Below are 22,409 nucleotides of genomic sequence, written 5' to 3' on the forward strand. Positions count from 1 at the left end.
GGACCCCCGGCTCGGACGACGAGGTAGTCGTCCGTTTCAGGGCCGCCTCCGCGCTCCGCCGCTGACCTCCCGTCGACGTCCGCGGTCGCAGTATCCGCGGCCGGCGTAGTCATATCTGAGTTATATGTTGTTTGTTTATGCTTTGTTTTAATGTTTGTTACAATTGCTAATATTTATGTAGTTATCGCGTCTCGAAACGAGTGCGGCAGTGGTAACATGGTACGCGATACTGGCGACGACGGCAGTGGTGAATCGTACTCCGACGGATCGGGAAGCTTCGACCGACGTGGCTTCATGAAAGCGGCCGGTGCCGCCGCAGCGACCGGCATCGGCATCGGTGCGACGGCGAGTCCGGCGGCCGCCGATATCACGTCGAACCAGACGGGCAACGACAGCGGCTACTACTACTCGTTCTGGACGAACGCCGAGGGGACGGTCACGATGAACCTCGGGGACGGCGGCAACTACAGCGTCGACTGGTCCGACACGGGCAACTTCGTCTGTGGCAAGGGCTGGGAGACCGGCGGCCGCCGCGACGTCGACTACACGGCCAACTACAGCCCCTCCGGCAACTCGTATCTGTGCCTGTACGGGTGGACGACCGACCCGCTCGTGGAGTACTACATCATCGAGGACTACGGCAGCTACAAGCCGGGCGACTCCTACGTGGGGACACACACGACCAACGGGTCGACCTACGAGATCTACACGTCCGAGCGAGTCAACAAGCCCTCGATCGAGGGGACGGCGACGTTCACGCAGTACTGGAGCATCCGGCAGAACTCCCGGACCGAGGGGACGATCACCACGGGCAACCACTTCGACGCCTGGGAGAACAACGGGCTGCCCATGGGCAACCACGACTACATGATCGTGGCCACCGAGGGCTACCAGAGCAGCGGTTCCTCCGAAGTCTGGGTCGGCGCCGACGGCAGTGGCGGCGGTGGCGATTCCGGCGGCGACTCCGGTGGCTCGACCGGCTCGCTCGCCAGTGGCACCTACAGCATCCAGAACGTCGACAGCGGGAAGGGCATGGACGTGACCGGCCAGTCGACCGACGACGGCGCCAACGTCCAGCAGTACAGCTACTGGGGCGGTGAGAACCAACAGTGGACCGTCACCGACACCGGGAGCGGCTACAAGATCGAGAACGTCAACAGCGGGAAGGTCCTCGACGTGTCCGGTAGCTCGACCAACGACGGCGCAAACGTCCAGCAGTACACCGACTACGGCAACGACAACCAGCGGTTCCACATCCACGACCAGGGTGGCGGCCAGTACCACGTCCAGCCGGTCCACAGCGACATGGCCGTCGAAGTCGAGAACGCCTCGACCTCCGACGGCGCCAACGTCCAGCAAGGCGACTGGAGCGGTGGCGACCACCAGCTCTGGACCTTCGAATCGGTCTGAGCCCCCCGCATCGCCCGACCCACCGGTGTCGAACTCGTCCGTGCCTCTGCACTTTTGCGGCCGCGGCCGCGACCGATCGCTCCGGTCCATCGGGAAACCAAGTGTCGAACACGGTCGGTCGTTCCGATCGCAGACCGATTTTAACGTTAGTTATAATTGATAATGTTTATACAATAACCGGGTGAGGTTGTAACTGCTGGTGGTGCGTTACAATGGCACACGATACTGGCGACGACGGCAGTGGCGAATCGCAACCGACAGACCGCGCCGACGTCCTCGACATGGACCGGCGCGAGTACATGAGTGCAGTGGGCGCGACGGTGGCGACGGGATTAGGGGTGGGAGCGGCGACGAGCCCAGCGGCGGCCCACGGGGAGACGATCACTTCGAATCAGACCGGCACGCACGACGGTTACTTCTACTCGTTCTGGACCAACGCCGAGGGGACGGTCGAGATGACGCTCGGAACGGCCGGCAACTACGAACTGGACTGGAGCAACACGACCAGCACGGTCTGTGGCCTCGGCTGGGAGACGGGGGCACGCCGGAACGTCGAGTACGACGCGACCTTCGACCCGGGCAGCAACGGTTACCTCTGCCTGTACGGGTGGACGACGGATCCGCTCGTCGAGTACTACATCATCGAGGACCACGGGCCCTACCAGCCCGGAGACTCGTTCCAGGGCACGGTCGACACCGACGGCGGGACCTACGACATCTACACGTCCGAGCGAGTCGAGAAGCCCTCGATCGTGGGGACGGCGACGTTCACGCAGTACTGGAGCATCCGACAGTCGGGTCGGACGAGCGGCACCATCACGACGGGCAACCACTTCGACGCGTGGGCCGACAACGGGATGGATCTGGGCAGTCACGACTACCAGATCATGGCCACCGAGGCCTACCAGTCGACCGGCAGCTCGGACGTCTCCGTCGGTACCGCCGGGAGCGGCGACACGGGCGGCGGTGACGACGGTAGCGGTGACGGAGGGAGCGGAGACGACGGCAGCGGTGACGGCGGCTCCGGCACCCAGCAGCCCTACGGTGGTACGCCACACGCCGTTCCCGGTCGTATCCAGGCCGAGGAGTACGACCAGGGCGGTTCGGGCGTCGCCTACAGCGACACCACCGCCGAGAACGAGGGCGGCGCCCTCCGCACCGGCGAGGGCGTCGATATCTCCTCGAACTCCGCGGGCTCGGGCTACTCGATCGGGTACATCGAGTCGGGCGAGTGGGTCGAGTTCACCGTCGACGTCGAGCAGGCCGGCGAGTACACCCTCGACGCGCTTGTCGCCTCCGACTCCGGCGGCGGCGCCTTCCACGTCGAAGCGAACGGCCAGAACGTCTCCGGCGACGTCAGCTTCGGCGCCACCGGCGGCTGGGACTCCTGGGAGACGGTCTCGACTTCGGGCGTCTCGCTCGACGCGGGCCAGCAGGCGATCCGCGTCGCGATGGACGAGAGCTGGTGGGATCTGAACTACCTCGACTTCTCGCTCGACGGTTCGAGCGGTGGCGGTGGCGATAGCGGCGGCGACAGCGGCGGCGACAGCGGCGGCGACAGCGGGGGCGATAGCGGCGGCGACAGTGGTGGCGACAGCGGCGGCGACAGTGGTGGCGACAGCGGGGGCGACAGCGGGGGCGACCTCGTCGCGGAGATCGACCCCGACACGACGTCGGCGGCGGTCGGTGAGCGCGTCGCCTTCCGCGTCACCGACACCACCGGCTCGGGCAACTGGATCGACTCGTTGTCGTGGAGCCTCGGTAACGGTGACACCGGCGCTGGGTGGTACACCGACACCACCTACGACTCGGCCGGCTCGTACACGGTCCAATTGGACGCCACCAACGACGAGGGAACCACGACCACCGACGAGGTGACGATCACGGTCTCCTGATCGGACGCGGGACCGGGCCCGTCCACGCGCAGCGATCGGGTGAGCGGTAGCATCGCCACGCACGCCGACGATTCGGGGCGTGCGGCGCGATTCAGTTCTCCTCTCCGAACGAGTCCCCGACCCAGAGGGGCACCGGAGAGGCGGGCATCGACGCAGCCGAGCGGTTAGCACCGAGTACGTACGATGACGGACGACACCACAGAAACCGACGACACACGAACGGACGAGAATCGAACGGACGACGAACGCCGACCGGGCGACGCACCAATCGAAGAGTCGCCCGGTCGGCGGGTCGAGAAACGCGAGAGGAACGACATGGCGCCGGCCGACGCGTCGGACGGCTTCGGCATGAGCCGCCGAGACTGGATGCGGACGCTCGGCGCCGCGATCGCCGCCGGGGGTGCAGGCGCGGCCGCCTCCGGCGCCGCCGCCGGCGAGACGGCCGACACCTCGAAGACGGTCGACCAGCGGATCCAGGAGCACCGTACCGGCGACCTGCAGGTCACCGTCGAGAACGAGGACGGCTCCGCGGTCTCGGGCGCCGAGGTCTCGGTCACCCAGCAGTCACACGACTTCAACTGGGGGACGGCGGTCCACGCCGACACGCTGATCAACCAGTCCAGCGCCGGCGACAACTACCGCGAGTACATCCCGGAGCTGTTCAACACGGCGGTCATCGAGAACCAGATGAAGTGGGCGATCTGGGAGAGCGACACGCAGCTGGCCGACGACGCGGTGAACTGGCTGCTCGACCAGGGGCTGGACGTGCGCGGGCACGTCTGCGTCTACGGCGTCGACTACGCGGTGCCGTCTGACGTCCAGACCGCCATCGACAGCGGTGATACGCAGTCCATCCGCGAGCAGTCGATGGCCCACATCGACGAGATCGTGAACCACTACGGGAACGACATCCACGAGTGGGAGGTCGTCAACGAGGTCCAGCACTCGACGACGATCATCGACCCGTTCACCTCGACGCCCGAGACCGCCGACATCGTCGCGGACTGGTACCAGCGAGCCGAGGCGGTGCGTCCGAGCGGCGTCACGCTGGCGGCCAACGACTACAACGCGATCGCCGGCAACTACGGCAGCGACCAGCGCGGCTACAAACAGCACATCAACCACCTGCTCGACAACGGGGTCGACCTGGAGACGACCGGCCTGCAGTGTCACTTCGGGCAGAACCAGACCCTGTCGACCGACCAGATCCTCGCGACGCTCAACGAGTACGGGCAGCTGACGGACACGCTGAAGGTAACGGAGTACGACCAGGCGGGATCGGGGTGGCCCGAGTCCCAGAAAGCCGACTGGTTCGAGCGGTTCCTCCGGGTCACCTTCAGCCATCCCGGCGTCGAGTCGTTCCTCGTCTGGGGCTTCTGGGACGGTCGCCACTGGGAGAACGACGCGCCGTTCTTCGACGACGACTGGTCCACCAAACCCAGCTACGACGTGTGGATGGACCTGGTCTACGGCGAGTGGTGGACCGAGACGTCGGGCACGACCGACTCCGAGGGCACGTTCGCGACCGGCGCCTTCCTCGGCGAACAACAGATCGAGGTGTCCACCGACTCCGATTCGGCGACCGTCACCCGCGCGGTCACGAGCCCCGACGGGACCACGACCGTGACCGTCACCGTGTCCGGCGACGGCACCGGAGACGACACCGACGGCGGGGACGACACCGACGACGGAGACGACACGGCCGGCGAGCAGCAGCCCTACAACGGTACCCCCCACGCGATCCCTGGTCGGATCCAGGCCGAGGAGTACGACCAGGGCGGCTCGGGGGTCGCCTACAGTGACACCACCGCCGAGAACGAGGGCACGTCCTTCCGCACCGACCAGGGCGTCGACGTCTCCTCGAACTCCGCGGGATCGGGTTACTCGATCGGGTACATCGAGTCGGGCGAGTGGGTCGAGTTCACCGTCGACGTCGCGCAAGCCGGCGACTACACCCTGGACGCCCTCGTGGCGTCGAACGCCGGCGGCGGTGCCTTCCACGTCGAAGTCGGCGGCACCGACGTGTCCGGTACGGTCGGCGTCCCGGACACCGGCGGCTGGGACTCCTGGGAGACGGTCTCGACTTCGGGCGTCTCGCTCGACGCGGGCCAGCAGGTGATCCGCGTCGCGATGGACGAGAGCTGGTGGGATCTGAACTACCTGGAGTTCTCGCTGGACAGTTCGAGCGGCGACGGCAGCGACGGCGGCGACGGAACGGACGGGGACGACGGCACCGACGGTAGTGACGGCGACGACGGGAACGACGGTTCCAGCGGCGACCTCGTCGCGGAGATCGACCCCGACACGACGTCGGCAGCGGTCGGCGAGCGCGTCGCCTTCCGCGTCACCGACACCACCGGCTCGGGCAACTGGATCGACTCGCTGTCGTGGACGCTGGGCAACGGCGACACCGGCGCCGGGTGGTACACCGACACCACCTACGACTCGGCCGGCTCGTACACGGTCCAGCTGGACGCCACCAACGACGAGGGCGAGACTACCACCGACACCGTCACCGTCGACGTGTCGTAACCGCTCCGCGTCGAATCGACCGACCCTCTCGGGTCGAACCGCACTCCGTACCCCTCCTCGCGAAACGCTCCCCGTCGAGCGGCCGCTCAGTCGTCGCCGCCGACGCGGCCCTGCTCGTCGGGGATCTCGGCGTGGTCGTAGAAGTACTCGCTCAGTCGGTCGCGCCAGATGCCCGCGTGTTCGACCTGCTCGTCGAAGCGCTCGGCGACGTGACGCCAGCGTTCGTCGTCGATCTCCCCTTCGAGCGTCCGCCACTCGTCGCGCAGGCGCTGGGTCTCCTCGACGCCCGCGTAGAGGTTGTCGTACAGTGTCTGAACGACGGTCCGGCCGTCCCCGAGTTCGTGATCCCAGGGCAGGTGATGGAAGAAGAGGAGCAGGTCCTCCGGGCACGATTCGGGGTCGTCGTACAGTTCGGCGAGGGCTTCGGGATACTGCTGGGCGTAGCCGTTGCCCCGGGAGTTGCGATCCTTGCCGATACCCTCGTCGGTGATGCCGGTGTAGCCGGGCCACTCCTCCGGACCGGGGTCGTAGTGATTCTCGAGGTAGGCGCTGCCGTTGTACATCATGTGCATCAGGCCGATGCCCCCGGTCGAGTAGTCGACGACCGCCGGCCAGGTCGAGTGCATGATCTCCGTCACCGTCTCGACCACGTCCGGGTCGGTGCCGAACGTCAGTTTCACCCACTCGTCGGTGATCTCCTCGGTGGTCAGGTCCGGGTCCCACGCGAGGCGGCCGTAGCCGTAGAGGTTGGCCTGCGCGAGATAGTGGCCGGTCCAGTTCCTGTCCTCGCCGGGCCCGCCGACCCCGGCCATGCCGGTCCCCTCGTCGGTGAAGAGGTCCTTGACTTTCTTGCCGTGGCCCTCGGGGTCGGTGTCGAACTCTAAGACCTCCTTCCACATCGGGACGTGGTAGCAGGCGTGGACGTGCTGGCCGGTGTACTCGCCGGTGATCTGCAGTTCGAGTCCGAGGTCCGTCTCGGGCATCTGGCCGAAGACCGGCGAGATGGGTTCTCGGGGCTGGAAGTCGATGGGGCCGTTCTTCACCTGGACGGTGACGCTGTCGTGGAACTCACCGTCGAGCGGCTCGAAGGTGTCGTACTGCTGGACGGCGCGGTCCTTGTGGCTGCCGTAGACGAACGCGCGCCACCAGACGCGACCGCCGTGGGGTTCGAGCGCCCGCGCGAGGACGTTCGCGCCGTCGACGTGGTCGGCGTCGTAGTTGTACGGCCCGGGCTGGCCCTCGGAGTCGGCCTTGACGAGGAACCCGCCGAAGTCGGGGATCAGGTCGTACACTTCCTCGGCCTTCTCGGCCCACCACTGCTCGACTTCGGGGTCGTTCGGGTCCGAGGTGTCGAGGTCGCCGATCTTCTCCGGCGCGCCGAAGTTGATCGAGAGGTACGTCTGGATGCCGTACCGGCGGAACGTCGAGGCGAGCCCGGTGAGCTTCTCCAGGTACCGCGTCTCCAGCAGGCGCCACCCCTCTAACTCTTCCATCGCCCCGTTGCCTTCCTCGCGCCCGGGAATCCCCGTGTTGACGTTGTTGAGGACGATGCCGTTGATCCCGACGGAGGCGAGCAGGCGCGCGTAGTCGCGGTAGCGCTCGCGCAGGTCCGGCAGGCGCTCGAAGTCGAAGATCGACTGGCCGGCGTAGCCCCGCTCGACGGACCCGCGGAAGGGGTTGTCCCAGTGGTTGATCAGCCGGTCCGGGGAGGTGGGCTCCTCCTCGATATGCACGTCCGCGATGGGTTCGCGCATCGCCAGCAGCCGCAGGAGGTGGAAGGTGCCGTAGACGAGCCCCCGATCCGAAGAAGCGGTGACGACCAGCGTGTCGACCCCCTCCCACTCGCCGGTCGTGACGACGTATCCCCCGTCGTCGAGGTCGGCGATCCGGTCCTCGTCGACGGCCTGAGCCACCACGTCCATGTCGCCGGGTGTCCCGACGGCGAGGAAGCCGTCGACGGTGCGAGGCGGGTGCTGCCAGAGGTGTGGGTCGCGTCCGAGCATGCCTTCGAGGCCGCGTCGGAGCTCCTCGCGGACGGCGCCGAGTTCGCGCGACTCCTCGGCGACGTAGGCGTGGGTGCAGAGTCGCCGGTACGACTCGCGACGGTCCCCCTCGGGGACCTCGTCGTACCGGAGCCAGCAGTCGTCGTAATCCGGTTGCATACGCTACTCGATCCGCGGGGGCCACTAAAACGCTGACGACCGGTCTCGGAAGAACGGGAACGGCGGACGCCGCCGGTCAGGAGACGGTGACCTCGACCTCGTCGGTGGTCGAGTAACCGATGTTGTCCGTCGCGGTCAGGGAGACGGTGTAGGTGCCGGTCGAGTCGTAGCGGTGTTCGGCCCACCAGCCCTCGGCGCTCTCGTCGTCACCGAACTCCCACTCCAGATCGGTGATCCAGCGGTTCTCGCCGGAGGTGTCCTCGACGGCGAAGGTGAGTCGCTCGTCGACCGCCGCCTCGGTGGCGCTGGGCTTGGCCTCCGCGAGGACGCCCTCCAGCTCGGAGACCCAGACGGTGAGTCCGTCCGTCGTGGTCTCGCCGTCGCTGTTCGTGGCGGTCAGTTCGACCGTGTAGATACCCGGCTCCTCGTAGCGGTGGTCGTTCCAGTAGCCCGACGCGGTCGTCCCGTCGTCGAACGACCACTCCAGGTCGTCGATGTGGGCGCCCGACCCGCTGGTGTCGATCACCTGGAACTCCAGTCGGTCGCCGACGGTGCTCTGGGTCGCGCTGGGCTGCAGGCGCGCGATCAGGTCCTCGTCGCTCCTGGTGACCTCGAAGCTGAGGTCGGTCGCCGTCGTCACGCCCGAGGCGTTGGTCGCAGACACGTTCAGGGTGTTCCGTCCGCGGGAGACGATCTCCCCGCCCTCGAAGGTGTCGCCGTTGAGCGTGACCGACTGCGAGGCGACGCTCGACTCGTCGTCGGCGATACGCACGCCGGCGGCGCGGGGCGCCTCGTAGGTCGCGCCGGCCTGCAGGTCGTCGATCACGATCCCCGGACCGGTCGGATCGGTGGCGTCCAGCGAGACGGCCTCCGAGTAGACGTCGACCGCGCCGACCACCATCGCGTAGCCCTGCGGCCCCTGCGGGATTGTGACCCGGAGGTACTCGGCGTCGTCGGGCAGCCCGCCGACCTGCGAGTAGGTCCAGAAGGCGTAGTAGCCGTTCGAGTCGTTCGGCGGCTCGACGACGGTCGGCCCTACCTCGACGGGCTCGAAGGTCTCGCCGTCGCTGGAGACCGCGAACGACAGGTCCGAATCGGTCGCGTTGTTGTTGACGTAGGCGTCGACCTCGAAGGCGGCCACGCCGTCGGCGAGGCGGTACGTGACCGAGCCCGCCTGACCGCCCTCGGACTTCTGGAAGAAGCTGTCGTCGCCCTGGCGCGAGGTGTAGCCCGCCGCGAAGACGTTGTCGTTGGAGTCGGCGACCGACAGGTCGCTCGCGTCGTCTGCCAGCGCCGGGTCGCCCAGGTCCGCGCTCTCGCGGGCCGCGAAGCGCGCACTCGCCGCCGCGGTGTCGCCGTAGGCCGCGACCGTCACCGTCACCGTCGCGGTCCCCTCGCCGGCGACCGAGACGACGCCGTCCTCGTCGATCACGAGCACGTCCTTGTCGGCGCTCTCGAAGGACAGCGCCCCCTCGGGGACCGGTAGCTCGTACCCGCTCTCGGAGGTGAGCGCCACGCCGAGGTCGACGGTGTCGTCGCCGACGAGCGTGTGCCCGTCCACGTCGAGGTCGACGTCGGCGATCGAAGCCGTCTCGATCTGAACCTCGACGGAGGCGCCGTCGTCGGTGAACTCGACGGTCTCGGCGCCGATCCGCTGGCCGTCCCGAGCGACGACCTCGTACGTGCCCTCGAAGCCGCGACCGCTGTAGACGCCGTCGGCGTCGGCGGTGCCGGACGCCTCGGTCCACCACTCGTCGAACAGCAGCCGGCGGTACTCCTCGCCGTGGGGCCGGATCGTCCAGTCGCTGTCGTAGTAGGCGCCGGTCGGCCGCCAGTGTTCGTCCTGCCAGAAGCCCCACGAGACGACGCCCTCGACGGCCTCGTGGCTGAACGCCGCCGTCAACACGTCGCGGAGGTAGTCACGCTGGGCCTGGACCTCGCTCTCGTTCGAGCGGTCGTTGATCTGGATGTCGAACTCGGTGAGCTGGAGCGGGACGCCGAACTCGGCGAACCGGTCGAACCGGTCGAGGAGCTCGGTCGGCGGCGTCAGGCTGCCGAGGCCGAAGTGGGACATGAAGCCGATCCCCTCGACGCCGGCGTCGTTGCCGGTGAGCCACTCGATGTGGTCGTAGTAGTCGTCGGTAAGCTGGTCGCCCGCGACGATGTTCAGCTCGTTGACGTACATCTGCGATGACGGGTCGGCCTCGTTGGCCGTCTCCCACCAGTCGAGGACGTACTCCTGGCCGATGTCCTGCCAGATCTCGGGGTAGAACAACGGGTGGTTGTGCATGTCCCACTCGGGGAGGTCGCCTTCGAACTCGTTCGCTCGATCGCGGATCAGGCGTTTGACTTCCTCGTTTATCTCGGTCGCCGACAGCGAGTCGTCGATGCCCATCCAGTCGTAGGTCGACCAGACCAGCGCGTGGCCCCGCGTCGGAATGTCGCGTTCGAGCAGCCAGTCGATGGCCGCCCGGGTGTTGTCCTTGTCGAGGCCGTCGCCGTACTCCCCCTCCCAGGCCGGCACCTTCAGGCCGTTCTCCGGGACGGCCTTGTTGAAGTTGTCGAGGAACGTCTCGCGGTAGGTCTCCGAGCCGTCGGGCCACTGGTTGACCGCGATGGCCGACCCCCAGTCGTACTCGTGAGCCTGCATCGCGACCTCGACCTCGGCGTCGGAGACCGGGTCGCCGTCCGCGTCGAGGACGGTCACCTCGAAGTCGGTCTTCCGCAGTTCGTCGATCCGATCCTGGGCCGCCGAACGCCACTCGGCGTCTTCGGCCCGACCGGGGTACTCGTAGTCGAAGGCGGTCGTCGGCAGGTCGCCGACGCCGACTTCCGTGCCGTAGTCGAGCAGGGCGACACCACCGAAGTCGACGGTCTGCTGGCCGAAGCCGGTCCAGAACTCCACGTACGGGATATACTCGGAGCCGTCGGGTTTGGCGCCCACCTCGATCGGGAAGTAGAAACGGCGCCACTCACTGCCCAGGGTGACCCGCTCGGTGCCCTCGATGAACGAGTCCGAGTAGCCCGTCTCGCCGTCGGGGTCGGTGAACTGGTACTTGAACTGCGCCTGGACCTCGACGGCACCCTCGGCGGCGGCCGCGTTCGGGCCGCGCATGTACGCCACCGCGAGCAGCACGTCGCCCTCCGAGAAGTCCCGGTCGGTGATGTTGGACTTGTACGTGTAAGAGTAGCCGTTGCTCGCGTCTTCCTCGATCGCGACGCGGTCGCCGACGGTGATAGGCACGTCGGCGTTCACGTCGAGCTGCGTCTCGGTTCCCTGGTCGCCGCCCTGCAGCGAGAACGCCTCGAGCGTGGCCGCCTCGGTGTCACCGTAGACGAACGTCCCTTCGGGCAGCCCTTCCTCGTCCATCAACCGGGACTGCAACCCCTGGTGATACGCGTCGGCCGCTGTCTCTCCACCCGATGCCACACCTGTGCCGAGGACCCCCGCAGCGCTGGCCGCAGCCAGCGACTGCAGGAACGTCCGCCGGTCGCTCCCGCTTTCGCGGGTCTCGTTGCCATCCATGTACGAAACAACACGTAATACGTTCGCCACCATATACAAAATATTTTTGTGTTTTCACTGTTTCACTTGCGTGTCAATACGAAATGTCGTACTCCGCCAGCCAGTCCGTTCTCACGGTTGAGAAGCGCGGACGAACGTTTTAGTGCAAATGCGTCGACAACGACGACATGAACGCACCGACAGAAGACGGACGCGGAGGCGACGACTCCCGGGCGACGACCCGTCGCGCGCTGCTCGGATCGCTGGGGATCGCGGGGGTGGCGGGCTGTCTCGGTCTCGGGGGTAGCGGGACGGGTGAGGAACCGTCCGGCGGTGGCTTCCAGACCGTCGGACCCGACGGGGGGCCGGAGCCGACGCGGACCGCAGAGGTGACACCGACGACCGCCGCCGAGCGGGACCGGACGGCGACGGAGACGCCGGCTCGGTCGACCGAGACACCGAGCGACGACTCGTCGACGGCCACCGCTCGGCCCGGGACCGAGACGAGCGCCGACTGGCCGTCGGTCGAGGACCCCTACTACAGCGCGCTACAGGACGACCTCGCGGCGATGGGCGTGTCGCCCGGGGAGTTCGTCTACGCCGACGACGAGGAGACCGCGCTGGGGAAGTTCGAGATCTGGTCGGACCTCGCGGAGACCTCGTCGCTCTCGGTGACCGGCGACCGGGACTTCTCAGCGGCCCGACGCGTCGAAGTGACGGAGCAACCGGACAACCCCTGGGACGTGACGATGAACGGCCCGGTCAACAATCGGTCTGTCGCAGAGGGGGACGTGTTGCTCGGCGTCGTCCATCTGCGGAGCCCAGTGTCGAGTCCGACGGATTCGACGGTCCAGTTCATCGCCAAGGATCAGGACAACACCGCGACGAACATGGTCGCAACCCAGCCGCGGGTCACCCCACCGACCGAGTGGACCCGCTACTACGTCCCGATGCAGTGGAGCTACGACTCCGAAGCGGGCACCTGGTGGTGGGAGCTGTTCCACGGCTTCGGCGTGCAGACGACCGACGTGGGCGGCCTCGCGCTCGTCGACTTCGACCGGTCGGTGAAAGTCGAGGACCTCCCGCGAGGACCGGTCACCGACGGGGACTGAGACCACGGAACGCCGGTGACGCTTCGGGAGCTCCGCGGCGGCGTTCGCACGGACACCGAACCCTTTTACCAGCATTTCCCCTTGGACGATGCACGCGCATGTCATCCGAAGACACAGACGGTTCGGGTGCGGACGGGGCGGTGGACTCTTCGGTCGATCGGCGGTCGCTGCTTGGCGCGCTCGCAGCCGCGGGACTCGCCGGCTGTCCGAGCGACGGCGGCGACGGCACGGCGACCGAGGGGGGGACGACGCCGACACCGACGCCCACTCCGGACGACGGTGAGGCGACGCCCGAAACGACCGACTCTCCGAGCGGGACCGACACAGTCACCGAGCCGGACCCGACCGTCGAACGCCGGATCCGCGACCACCGAACGAGCGACCTCACGGTCGAGGTGACCGACGGGTCCGGCGCCACGGTCGCGGACGCCGAGGTCGAGGTCGCGATGCAGGCCCACGAGTTCGGCTTCGGAACCGCGGTCAACGCGGGAACGCTGATCGAGGAGTCGAGCGAGGGCGACGAGTACCGCGAGTACATCCCGGAGCTGTTCAACAAGGCCGTCATCGAGAACCAGATGAAGTGGCGCTTCTGGGAGTCGGACCCGGAGCTTGCCGACGCGGCGGTCGAGTGGCTGCTCGACCAGGGCCTGGACGTGCGCGGACACGTCTGTATCTGGGGGCGCTCCGACGTGGGCGCCATCCCTTCCGACGTCTTGACCGCGATCGAAGACGGTGACGCCGAGACGATCCGCGAGCGGTCGATGGCTCACATCGAGGATATCGTCACCCACTACGGCGACGACGTCACAGAGTGGGAGGTCGTCAACGAGGCGATGCACGCCTACCAGCTCCAGTTGGGTGTCTACGGCGACCAGATCGATTCCGAGGAGCCCTGGACCGGTGAGATCGTCCCCTGGCGGTCACCGCTGCTGGCCGAGTGGTACAGCAAGGCCGACGAAGTCCGTCGAGAGAACGACCTCGACATCGGTCTCGGCGTCAACGACTTCAACCAGTTCGGCTACAGCTACACCGACGGCCGCTATCAGTCCCAGATCGAACACCTCAACGACACCGCGGTGCAGCTCGACACCGTCGGGCTGCAGGCCCACGTCGGCGCTCGCTCAGGCGAGTTCAACACCAACTCCGACCCCGACGAGCGGGTCAGCGCCAGCCGCGTCGCCGAGGAGATCGACACGTGGGCCGGCTACGGGGCGAGTGTGAAGATCACCGAGTTCGACACCTACGCCGGCGACGACTGGGCGGACGACGAACAGCGAGCGCAGGTGCTGGAGAACTACCTCCGGGGCGCCTTCTCCCATCCCGACGTGACGGACTTTCTCATGTGGGGGTTCTGGGACGGTCGTCACTGGCAGGAGGAGGCGCCGTTGTTCTACGAGGACTGGTCGGAGAAACCCGCCTTCGACGTGTGGACCGGGCTCGTCTACGACGAGTGGTGGACCGAGGAGACGGGCACCACCGACGAGGCGGGCGCGTTCTCGACGACCGGGTTCCACGGCGAGTACGAGGTCACCGCGACCGTCGACGGCACCGAGGTCACCGAGACGGTCACTCTCTCCGACGGCGGCGCGGTCGTCGAACTCACACCGAACGCGTAGCGGTGCGGTGTCGCTCGCCGCTCGCGCTCACGAGTCTGCGTCCGCGACCAGTGTCACTTCGAATGTAAATCCTTTTTACCGGAACTCGCACTGGTAGGAGTCACGTCGATGGTAGACGATCACGTTCGCGGTTCTGAAAGCGGTGAGAACCCGGCACTCGGCCGGCGGTCGCTACTGGGCGCGCTCGCTGCGGCCGGACTGGCGGGGTGTCCGAGCGGCGGTGCGAACCCGACAACGGAGGCGCCGGACGGCGGTGGTGGGGCCGGCGGTGCCCCGGCGACGCCGTCGGGGACGCCCGCGACCGTCCCCTCGGGGTGGCCCGAGACGCGGGACCCCTACTACGGGGCCCTCGCGAGCACGCTGGGCGGCGAGATGGGGCTTCCTGGGGGGGAGTTCGTCTACGCGAACGACGAGGCGGGCGCGTCGGCCGCCTTCGGCGTCGGGGTCGAAGCGGCCGAGGCTACCGAGATCGAGGTGGGCGACGCACAGCCGTTCGACTCGGCGGTTCGCGTCGAGGTCGCCGAGGAGACCGAGAACGTCTGGGACGTGACGATGATGGGGACGGCGACCGACACTGCAGTCGAGAGCGGGGACGTGTTGCTCGGCGTCGTGTATCTGCGCGGCCCGGAATCGAGCGAGTCCGAGTCGACCGTCCAGTTCGTCGCCAAGGACGAGGACAACCTCGGCACGAACATGGTGCGGTCGACGCCGGAGGTCCAGCCCCCCGCCGGGTGGACCCGTTACTACGTCCCGATCCAGTTCGACTACGACGCCGAGGCCGGCACCTGGCGGACGGAGCTGTTCCTCGGATACGGGCCCCAGACCGTCGATATCGGCGGCATCGCGCTCGTCGATTTCGGCGCCGACGTCGCCGTCGAGGACCTCCCCAGCGGCCCGGCCGACGAGGTCCGGGACGGAGGGACCGATGGCGGGACCGCAGACGGCGACTGGGAGGCCGCGGCCGACGAGCGTATCGCCGAGCACCGGACGAGCGATCTAACCGTAGAGGTGGTCGACGCCGACGGCGCGGCCATCACCGACGCCGAGGTCGAGGCCGCGATGCAGGCCCACGAGTTCGGCTTCGGCACCGCGGTCAGCGCCGACTTCCTGACCGAGGAGTCCGAGGACGCCGACACCTACCGCGAACACGTCAGCGATCTGTTCGACCTCGCGGTGCTGGGCAACCACCACAAGTGGCGCTTCTGGGAGGAGAACCGGGCGCTCTCGGACGCTGCGACCGACTGGCTCGAGAGCGAGGGGCTGGACATCCGCGGCCACGTCTGCCTGTGGTCCGACGTGTCTGCGTGGTCCGTACCGCCCGACGTGGTGCGGGCGATGGGGGTCCAGTGGGAGGAAAACGGCGTCACCGACCCCGACCTCGACCCCGAGTACGTCCGCGAGCGAACGCTGGAACACGTCCCCGCGATCATCGACTACTACGGCGACCGGATCACCGAGTGGGAAGTCGCCAACGAGATCGTCCACAAGCCGGGACTGATCCAGGCGGCCAACGGCGTCGCGGCGACCGACGACGCGACGCTCGACGACGTCGACCTCGTCGAGTCGCCGATCCTCGCCGAGTGGTACGCCGCCGCTCGCGACGCCGCTCCCGAGGGGATGCCACTGGGCGTCAACGACTACAACACGCTCTCGGGGCCGTACGAGTCGACCCGGGACGACTACGAGCGACAGATCGAGTTCCTCGCCGACGCCGAGGCGGGACTGGACTTCGCCGGCCTCCAGTGTCACTTCAATCGTGAGTCGTCGCTGTCGCCGGCGGCGGTGAAGGCCGGACTGGACCGCTACGCCGAGACGGGCGTGCGTCTGCGGATCACCGAGTTCGACATGGCCGACGAGAACTGGGACGAGGCGGACAAGGCGGTCTTCTTCCGGCAGTTCCTCAAGATCGCCTTCAGCCACCCGGCGGTCGACGACTTCCTCGTCTGGGGCATCTACAGCCCCAATCACTGGCGTGACGACGCGCCCTTCTTCGCCGACGGCTGGGAAGAGAAACCCGCACTCGAGGAGTACCGTAGTCTGGTGTTCGACGAGTGGTGGACCGAGGCGTCGGGGCGGACGGACGACGAGGGGACGTTCTCGACGACCGGATTCCAGGGAGCGTACGAAGTCACCGCGACGATAGACGGAACCGAAGTCACCGAGACGGTGACCCTCTCCGACGGCGGCGCGACCGTCGAACTCGCGCCGAGGGAGTAGCCCCCGGTCGATCCGAACCGGAACACCGCTTTACCGTCCCCTCGTTCTCTCGTGATCGTTGGTAGCGATTCGCAATACCTGTCTCGAAAACAAACGTTTTTCAACAGGTATCGGTCTCGTATGAGCCAGATACATGCCAGAAGCCAACGACGGGTCGGGTGAGGCGGAGGGTGCGAACGATGGAGAGAACGGGGCGCTCGCGCGCCGATCGCTGCTGGGGACGCTCGCCGCGGCGGGTATCGCGGGCTGTTCGTCGATCGGCGGTGGCGGTTCGACGCCGACGGACACCGAGACGCCGGAGCCGACGCCGACGGGCACGCCGCATCCGGACGGGACGCCGGCGGACGTGCCGCCGGGGTGGCCGACGGTGCGGGACCCCTACTACGGGGAACTCGCGTCGACGCTCGGGGACCAGGGCCTCCCGGGCGGGGAGTTCTGCTACGGGACCAGCGAGGCGGAAGCGGTGTCGGCGTTCTCGGTGCAGTCGAACGTTGGCGTGGTCGAGCCGCTGGACGTCGCCGACGAACTACCGTTCTCTTCGGCGCGTCGAGTGATCGTCGAGGAGTCGACGGAGAACCCGTGGAACGTGACGATGAAGGGGACCGTCCCCGACCGCGCCGTCGCCCAGGGCGACGTGCTGCTGGGCGTGTTCTACCTGCGCGGTCCCGAGGACAGCGAATCCACGCCGACGCTGCAGTTCGTCGCCAAAGACGAGGACAACGCGAGCACGAACATGGTTCGCGGGGTCCAACAGGCCGAGCCAGCCGACGAGTGGATCCGCTACTACGTCCCGATCCAGTTCGACTACGACGCCGAGGCCGGTACCTGGTGGACCGAGCTGTTCCTCGGCTTCGGCCCCCAGACGATCGACATCGGCGGCGTCGCGCTGATCGACTTCGACCAGAACATCTCCGTCAGCAACCTCCCCAGCGGGCCGGCGAGCCAGCCGAGCAGCGACGACGGCGCCGACGACTGGGAGGCGGCCGCCGACGAGCGAATCGCCGAGCACCGGACGAGCGAGTTGACCGTCGAGGTGACCGACGCCGACGGCCAGCCGGTCGAGGCCGCGTCGGTCGACGTGGCCATGCAGGAACACGAGTTCGGCTTCGGCGCCGGGGTCGACGGCGCGTATCTCCTGAACGAGACGAGCCAGGGCGACCCCTACCGGGAGTACGTCTCGGAGCTGTTCAACACCGCGACGCTGACCAACCACCACAAGTGGCGCTTCTGGGAGCAGGAGAAGCACATCTCCGACGGCGCGACCCAGTGGCTCCTGGGCGAGGGTCTCGACGTGCGCGGTCACGTCTGCCTCTACGCCGACGTGTCCTCCTTCGCCGTCCCGCCCGACGTCGTCGGAGCCATGGGACGCACCTGGGAGGACGGCGGCGTCACCGACCCCGAACTCGACCCGGAGTACGTCCGCGAGCAGACGCTCTCACACACAGGGGACATCGTCGACTACTACGGCGAGGACGTCCTCGAGTGGGAGGTCGTCAACGAGCTCATGCACTCGCCGGGATTCGTCCAGGCGATCAACGGCGTGGCGGCGACCGAGGACGCCTCGCTCGACGACGTCGACCCCGTCGAGGCGCCGATCCTGCGGGAGTGGTTCGCAGCCGCCCGCGAGGCCGCCCCCGAGGGGATGCCCCTGGCGATCAACGACTTCAACGTCCTCGCCGGCCCCTACGAGGCGGACCGGGCGCGCTACGAGCGACAGATCCAGTTCCTCGCCGACTCGGAAGCGGGGCTGGACGCTGTCGGCATGGAGTGTCACTTCAGCCAGGACGAGACGCTCACGCCCGAGGAGATCATGGACGGGCTGGACCGCTACGCACAGTACGACGTCTCGCTGCGGATCACGGAGTTCGACATGGCCGACGACGCCTGGAACGAGTCGAAGAAAGGCCAGTTCTTCCGGCGGTTCCTCAAGACCGTCTTCAGCCACCCCGCCGTCGAACAGTTCCTCGTCTGGGGGATCAACGACGCCAATCACTGGCAGGGCGACGCTCCCTTCTTCACCGCGAGCTGGGCCGAGAAGCCCCCGCTCACCGAGTACCGGAGCCTGGTGTTCGACGAGTGGTGGACCGATACCGAAGCCGAGACCGACGGTGACGGGTCCGTCTCGACGACTGGGTTCCACGGCGAGTACGAGGTCACCGTGACCGTCGACGGCACCGAGATCACCGAGACGGTGGCCCTCTCGGACGGCGGAACCACCGTCGAGCTCTCGCCCGACGAGTAGCCCGGCGCTCGCCCGACACGGTCCCGCGTTCCTCCGACTCGACCCGACGTTCGCTCGAGCCGATCCAGCGTTCGATCGGGCCGACTCGGCGTTCGCGCGCCGTCCACGCGCACCGAATATCGGCCGACAGATCCCGTCGATCCGGCGGTTCGGATCGGGTTCGAGGTCCCGTGAACTGCCGCGAACCCGGGGATCCGGCAACCGTCTCCGACAATTCTGACAACGGGATCGGAAGTATCTCCAGTTTTCAGTATGTTTTAGGAATATTTATGACGCATAAATTGCAGAGATCCGGGTGCAACTATGCGAGAGTCTGACAGAGGCGGTCGTGAGGACGACCGATTCAGGGTGGGCCGTCGACCGTTCCTCCAGTCGATCGGAGCGGCCGGCGCCGCGGGTGGTATCGCCAGCGCAACAGCGGGCGGGGTCAGCGCGGACACGCCCGATTCGTGGGCGTCGGGCGGTGACTCATACTATTCGACGCTCGTCGACGACCTCCAGAACGGAGAGGGGCTGCCGCCGGCGTCGTTCGAGTTCGCCGACACCGAGTCGGCCGCCTGGGACACGCTGTTCGCACAGGCCGGCTCGGACGGCCAGTACGGGACCGTCGAATCCATCGACGTGAGCGGCGACTCGGTGCCGTTCTCCGAGGCGCGTCGGATCGACGTGACCGACGCGCCGGACGCGAACTACCCGGTGCAGCTCCGCGGCGACCTCACGCGGGACGTTTCCGCGGGCGACACGCTACTCGCGGTCGCGTACCTCCGGTCGTCGTCCGACAGCCCACAGTCGGAGTTTTACGCCGTCGATAGCGGCGGGTTCGGGAACGCGTCGGTCGGCAACGGGTCGCCGACGATCGGCTCGGAGTGGGAACGGCACTACTTCCCGATCGAGATCGGTGCCGACACCACGGCCGACTCCTCGGACCTCTACGTCCAGTGGCAGTTCGGCTTCAAACAGCAGACCGTCGACGTCGGTGGGGTGGCGCTGCTCGACTTCGGGACGAACGCCGAGTTCGACCAGCTACCGTCCGGTGTCGTAGAGTCGTCCGGCTCGTCGGGGTCGTACTACGACACGCTGACCGGCGACCTGTCGGCGCTGAACCTCCCCGACCCCGGGTTCGTCTATAGCGACACAGAGTCGGGGACGTGGAGCTCCTACGAGTTCGGTGTCGGCGAGTACGGAACTACCGAAAGCCTCGACGTGAGCGGCGATTCGGTCCCGTTCTCGCAAGCGTCGCGCGTGTCGATCAACGGCACACAGAGCAACGGCTACAACGCGAACCTTCGAGGTGACGTGAGCGGGATGGCCGTAGAACAGGGCGACGTGTTCCTCGGCGTGGCGTACCTGCGCGCCCCCGACGGCGACGCGCAGGTCACCTACTCCGCACAGGAGAGCGCCAGTACGTCGTACAACAACTGGGCGGAGTTCACTAGCCCCTCGATCGGCTCGGAGTGGGAACGATTCTACTTCCCGATCCAGTACGGTACCGGCGACGACGCCGGCAACTGGTGGACGGAGTTCTGGCTGGCGTACAACGAGCAGACCGTCGACGTCGGCGGGCTCGCGCTGCTGGACTACTCCGATACCGACGTAGCGGTCGGCGACCTTCCTGCCGGCGCGGCGAGTGAGATCGGGACTGGGGGCGGCGGACCGGAAGAGTGGCCCCAGACCGACGACCCGTACTACTCGGGGCTGATCGACTACCTCCAAGAGCGCCAACTCGACCCCGGACGGTTCGTCTACGCGAACAACGAGACCGACGCCTTCGCCGGGTTCGAACTCGCCGGCGGTGAGACGGACAAGGCCACCCGCTCCAGCCTGGATGTCGGCGACGGCGTTCCGTTCTCGGAGGCGACCCGGATCGACGTCACCGAATCTGGGACGAACGCCTACAGCATCAACCTCAAGAACTTCGTCAACGACGAAGGTGTCTCCAGCGGCGACGTCCTCCTCGGCGTCGCGTACCTCCGCACGCCGGACGAGGAGAACGCGCAGGTGACGTACAAGGTCAGCGAGAACACAAACTTTGCCAACTACGTCACGAAGCCGAACCCGCCGGTCACCAACGAGTGGCAGCGGTTCTTCTTCCCCGTCGCGTTCGACAGCGGCTACGAAGCGGGCAACTGGTGGACGGAGATCTGGGTCGGTGCACAGGTCCAGACAGTCGACATCGGCGGGCTCGCGCTGTTCACCTTCGAGGGGAACAACTCTCTGGAGGCCTTGCCGGAGTGGGAGCAATCGCCCGCCGACGGCTGGGAGGAAGAAGCAGACGCTCGCATCCAGGACCACCGGACGGCCGAGATGGCGGTCGACGTCGTCGACGAGAACGGCGACCCGGTCGAGGGCGCCGAGGTGTCCGTCTCGATGCAGGAACACGAGTTCAAGTTCGGGGCCATGACCAACGCGCCTCAGATAGCGAACACGGAGGAGGGCGACCCCTACCGCGAGAACCGCAAGGAGCTGTTCAACGCGGGTGTCCTCGAGAACTACCACAAGTGGGACTTCTGGGAGGGCGGCCAGGACACCGCCGACGCGGCCGTCGAGTGGATGGAGGCCCAGGACTGGTACATCCGCGGCCACGTCGCGCTGTGGGGGAGCGTCAGCTCCGCTGCCGTCCCCGACGACGTCGTCGACGCGATGGCCTGGGACAGCGACGCCGGCGAAGCCGTCCCCAGCGAGGCCGACTCGCAGTACGTCCGGGACGAGACCATCGCCCACGTCGAGGACATCGTCAGCTACTACGGCGACCGCATCGACGAATGGGAAGTTATCAACGAGCTTATCCCCCAGCCCGGCTTCGCCCGTGCCATCCACGGCGCCGACGTGAATCCGCCCGAGGCACCGATCCTCGGCGAGTGGTTCGCGACCGCCCAGGAGGCTGGCCCCGACGGCCAGCCGCTGGGTATCAACGACTACAACACCATCGAAGGGCCCTACAGTGGCCGCCGAGATCAGTACCAGACCCAGATCGAGACGGTTCAGAACACCGAGGCAGGGCTGGACTTCGTCGGCCTACAGAGTCACTTCAGCGAGAGCTCCTCGCTACTGCCCTCCCAGACGATGTCCGCGCTCGACAGCTACGCGGAGTACGACGTCCCGATCCGCATCACCGAGTTCGACATGTCCGACGAGAACTGGCCCGAGTCGGAGAAGGCCGACTTCTTCTACCAGTTCCTGAAGACGGTCTTCAGCCATCCGTCGGTCGAGCAATTCGTCGTCTGGGGCCTGATCGACACGCTGCACTGGCGCGACGACGCGCCGTTCTACGCGGCGGGTTGGGAGGAGAAACCGGCGCTCGACCGGTACCGCGACCTCGTGTTCGACCAGTGGTGGACCGAGGAATCGGGAACGACCGACTCGGAGGGTCGGTTCACGACGAACGCGTTCAAAGGCGAGTACGAGGTAACCGTCACCCACGACGGCGAGACGGTTACTAGGTCCGCGACACTCTCGGACGACGGCGCGACGGTATCGGTCGCGACGAACCTCTCGCCAGTCGTACAGGAATACGACAGCAACGGCAACAGTGCGGTAGAAGTGAGAGAGCTCGGTCGCGCAGCCACCGACTTCGCCCGTGGCGATCTCACCATCAGCGAGCTCTCGGAGATCGCGAGACTGTTCGCGTCGTCCTGAACGAGGGACTCTCCGGCCTAACGCCGTCGGCTACGGCGGCCGAGAGGATGGCTTCCCCTGTCGGAACCATTAATATCCGCGT

At 67.2% G+C, this 22,409-nt stretch carries 10 protein-coding genes; 8 read left to right on the forward strand and 2 right to left on the reverse strand.

Translation table 11 applies throughout. The features are described from left to right. Positions 1-216 precede the first annotated feature (216 nt). From I7X12_RS19065 to I7X12_RS19075, 3 genes are all read left to right on the forward strand, one after another. Positions 217-1,410 (forward strand): glycoside hydrolase family 11 protein, encoded by a 1,194-nt coding sequence (locus tag I7X12_RS19065; protein WP_198061597.1) that lies wholly within the window; start codon positions 217-219, stop codon positions 1,408-1,410. Positions 1,411-1,622: 212 nt separating this feature from the next. Beyond that, entirely contained in the window at positions 1,623-3,305 is a 1,683-nt protein-coding gene (locus I7X12_RS19070; protein WP_198061598.1) for a glycoside hydrolase family 11 protein, read from the forward strand. Between the two features lie 183 nt (positions 3,306-3,488). Beyond that, complete coding sequence (locus I7X12_RS19075; RefSeq protein ID WP_198061599.1) at positions 3,489-5,837, forward strand: endo-1,4-beta-xylanase; 2,349 nt, start codon at positions 3,489-3,491, stop codon at positions 5,835-5,837. Positions 5,838-5,923: 86 nt separating this feature from the next. Here I7X12_RS19075 and I7X12_RS19080 read toward each other — a convergent pair whose 3' ends face one another. Together I7X12_RS19080 and I7X12_RS19085 are read right to left on the reverse strand one after the other, a co-directional pair. Further along, positions 5,924-7,999, reverse strand: a complete 2,076-nt coding sequence (locus I7X12_RS19080) for an alpha-glucuronidase family glycosyl hydrolase (RefSeq protein WP_198061600.1) — start codon at positions 7,997-7,999, stop codon at positions 5,924-5,926. A gap of 76 nt (positions 8,000-8,075) precedes the next feature. Further along, a complete protein-coding gene (locus I7X12_RS19085; protein WP_198061601.1) occupies positions 8,076-11,525 on the reverse strand; it encodes an endo-1,4-beta-xylanase in 3,450 nt (1,149 codons plus the stop codon). Between the two features lie 167 nt (positions 11,526-11,692). On the opposite strand from I7X12_RS19085, the gene I7X12_RS19090 reads away from it, so the two are divergent. The 5 genes from I7X12_RS19090 (at position 11,693) to I7X12_RS19110 (ending at position 22,327) form a co-directional block, all read left to right on the forward strand. Beyond that, positions 11,693-12,616, forward strand: a complete 924-nt coding sequence (locus I7X12_RS19090; protein WP_198061602.1) for a hypothetical protein — start codon at positions 11,693-11,695, stop codon at positions 12,614-12,616. A gap of 98 nt (positions 12,617-12,714) precedes the next feature. Continuing rightward, a complete protein-coding gene (locus I7X12_RS19095; protein ID WP_198061603.1) occupies positions 12,715-14,232 on the forward strand; it encodes an endo-1,4-beta-xylanase in 1,518 nt (505 codons plus the stop codon). A 108-nt stretch (positions 14,233-14,340) separates the two neighbouring features. Further along, positions 14,341-16,449 carry an endo-1,4-beta-xylanase gene (locus I7X12_RS19100; protein WP_198061604.1) on the forward strand — a complete coding sequence of 703 codons (2,109 nt, stop codon included), beginning with the start codon at positions 14,341-14,343 and terminating at the stop codon, positions 16,447-16,449. A 133-nt stretch (positions 16,450-16,582) separates the two neighbouring features. Continuing rightward, a complete protein-coding gene (locus I7X12_RS19105) occupies positions 16,583-18,691 on the forward strand; it encodes an endo-1,4-beta-xylanase (RefSeq protein WP_198061605.1) in 2,109 nt (702 codons plus the stop codon). Positions 18,692-18,994: 303 nt separating this feature from the next. Beyond that, positions 18,995-22,327, forward strand: coding sequence for an endo-1,4-beta-xylanase (locus tag I7X12_RS19110; protein ID WP_198061606.1), 3,333 nt, complete (start codon positions 18,995-18,997; stop codon positions 22,325-22,327). Positions 22,328-22,409: the final 82 nt, after the last annotated feature.

Source organism: Halosimplex litoreum, assembly GCF_016065055.1.
GTDB classification, from domain to species: Archaea; Halobacteriota; Halobacteria; order Halobacteriales; family Haloarculaceae; genus Halosimplex; species Halosimplex litoreum.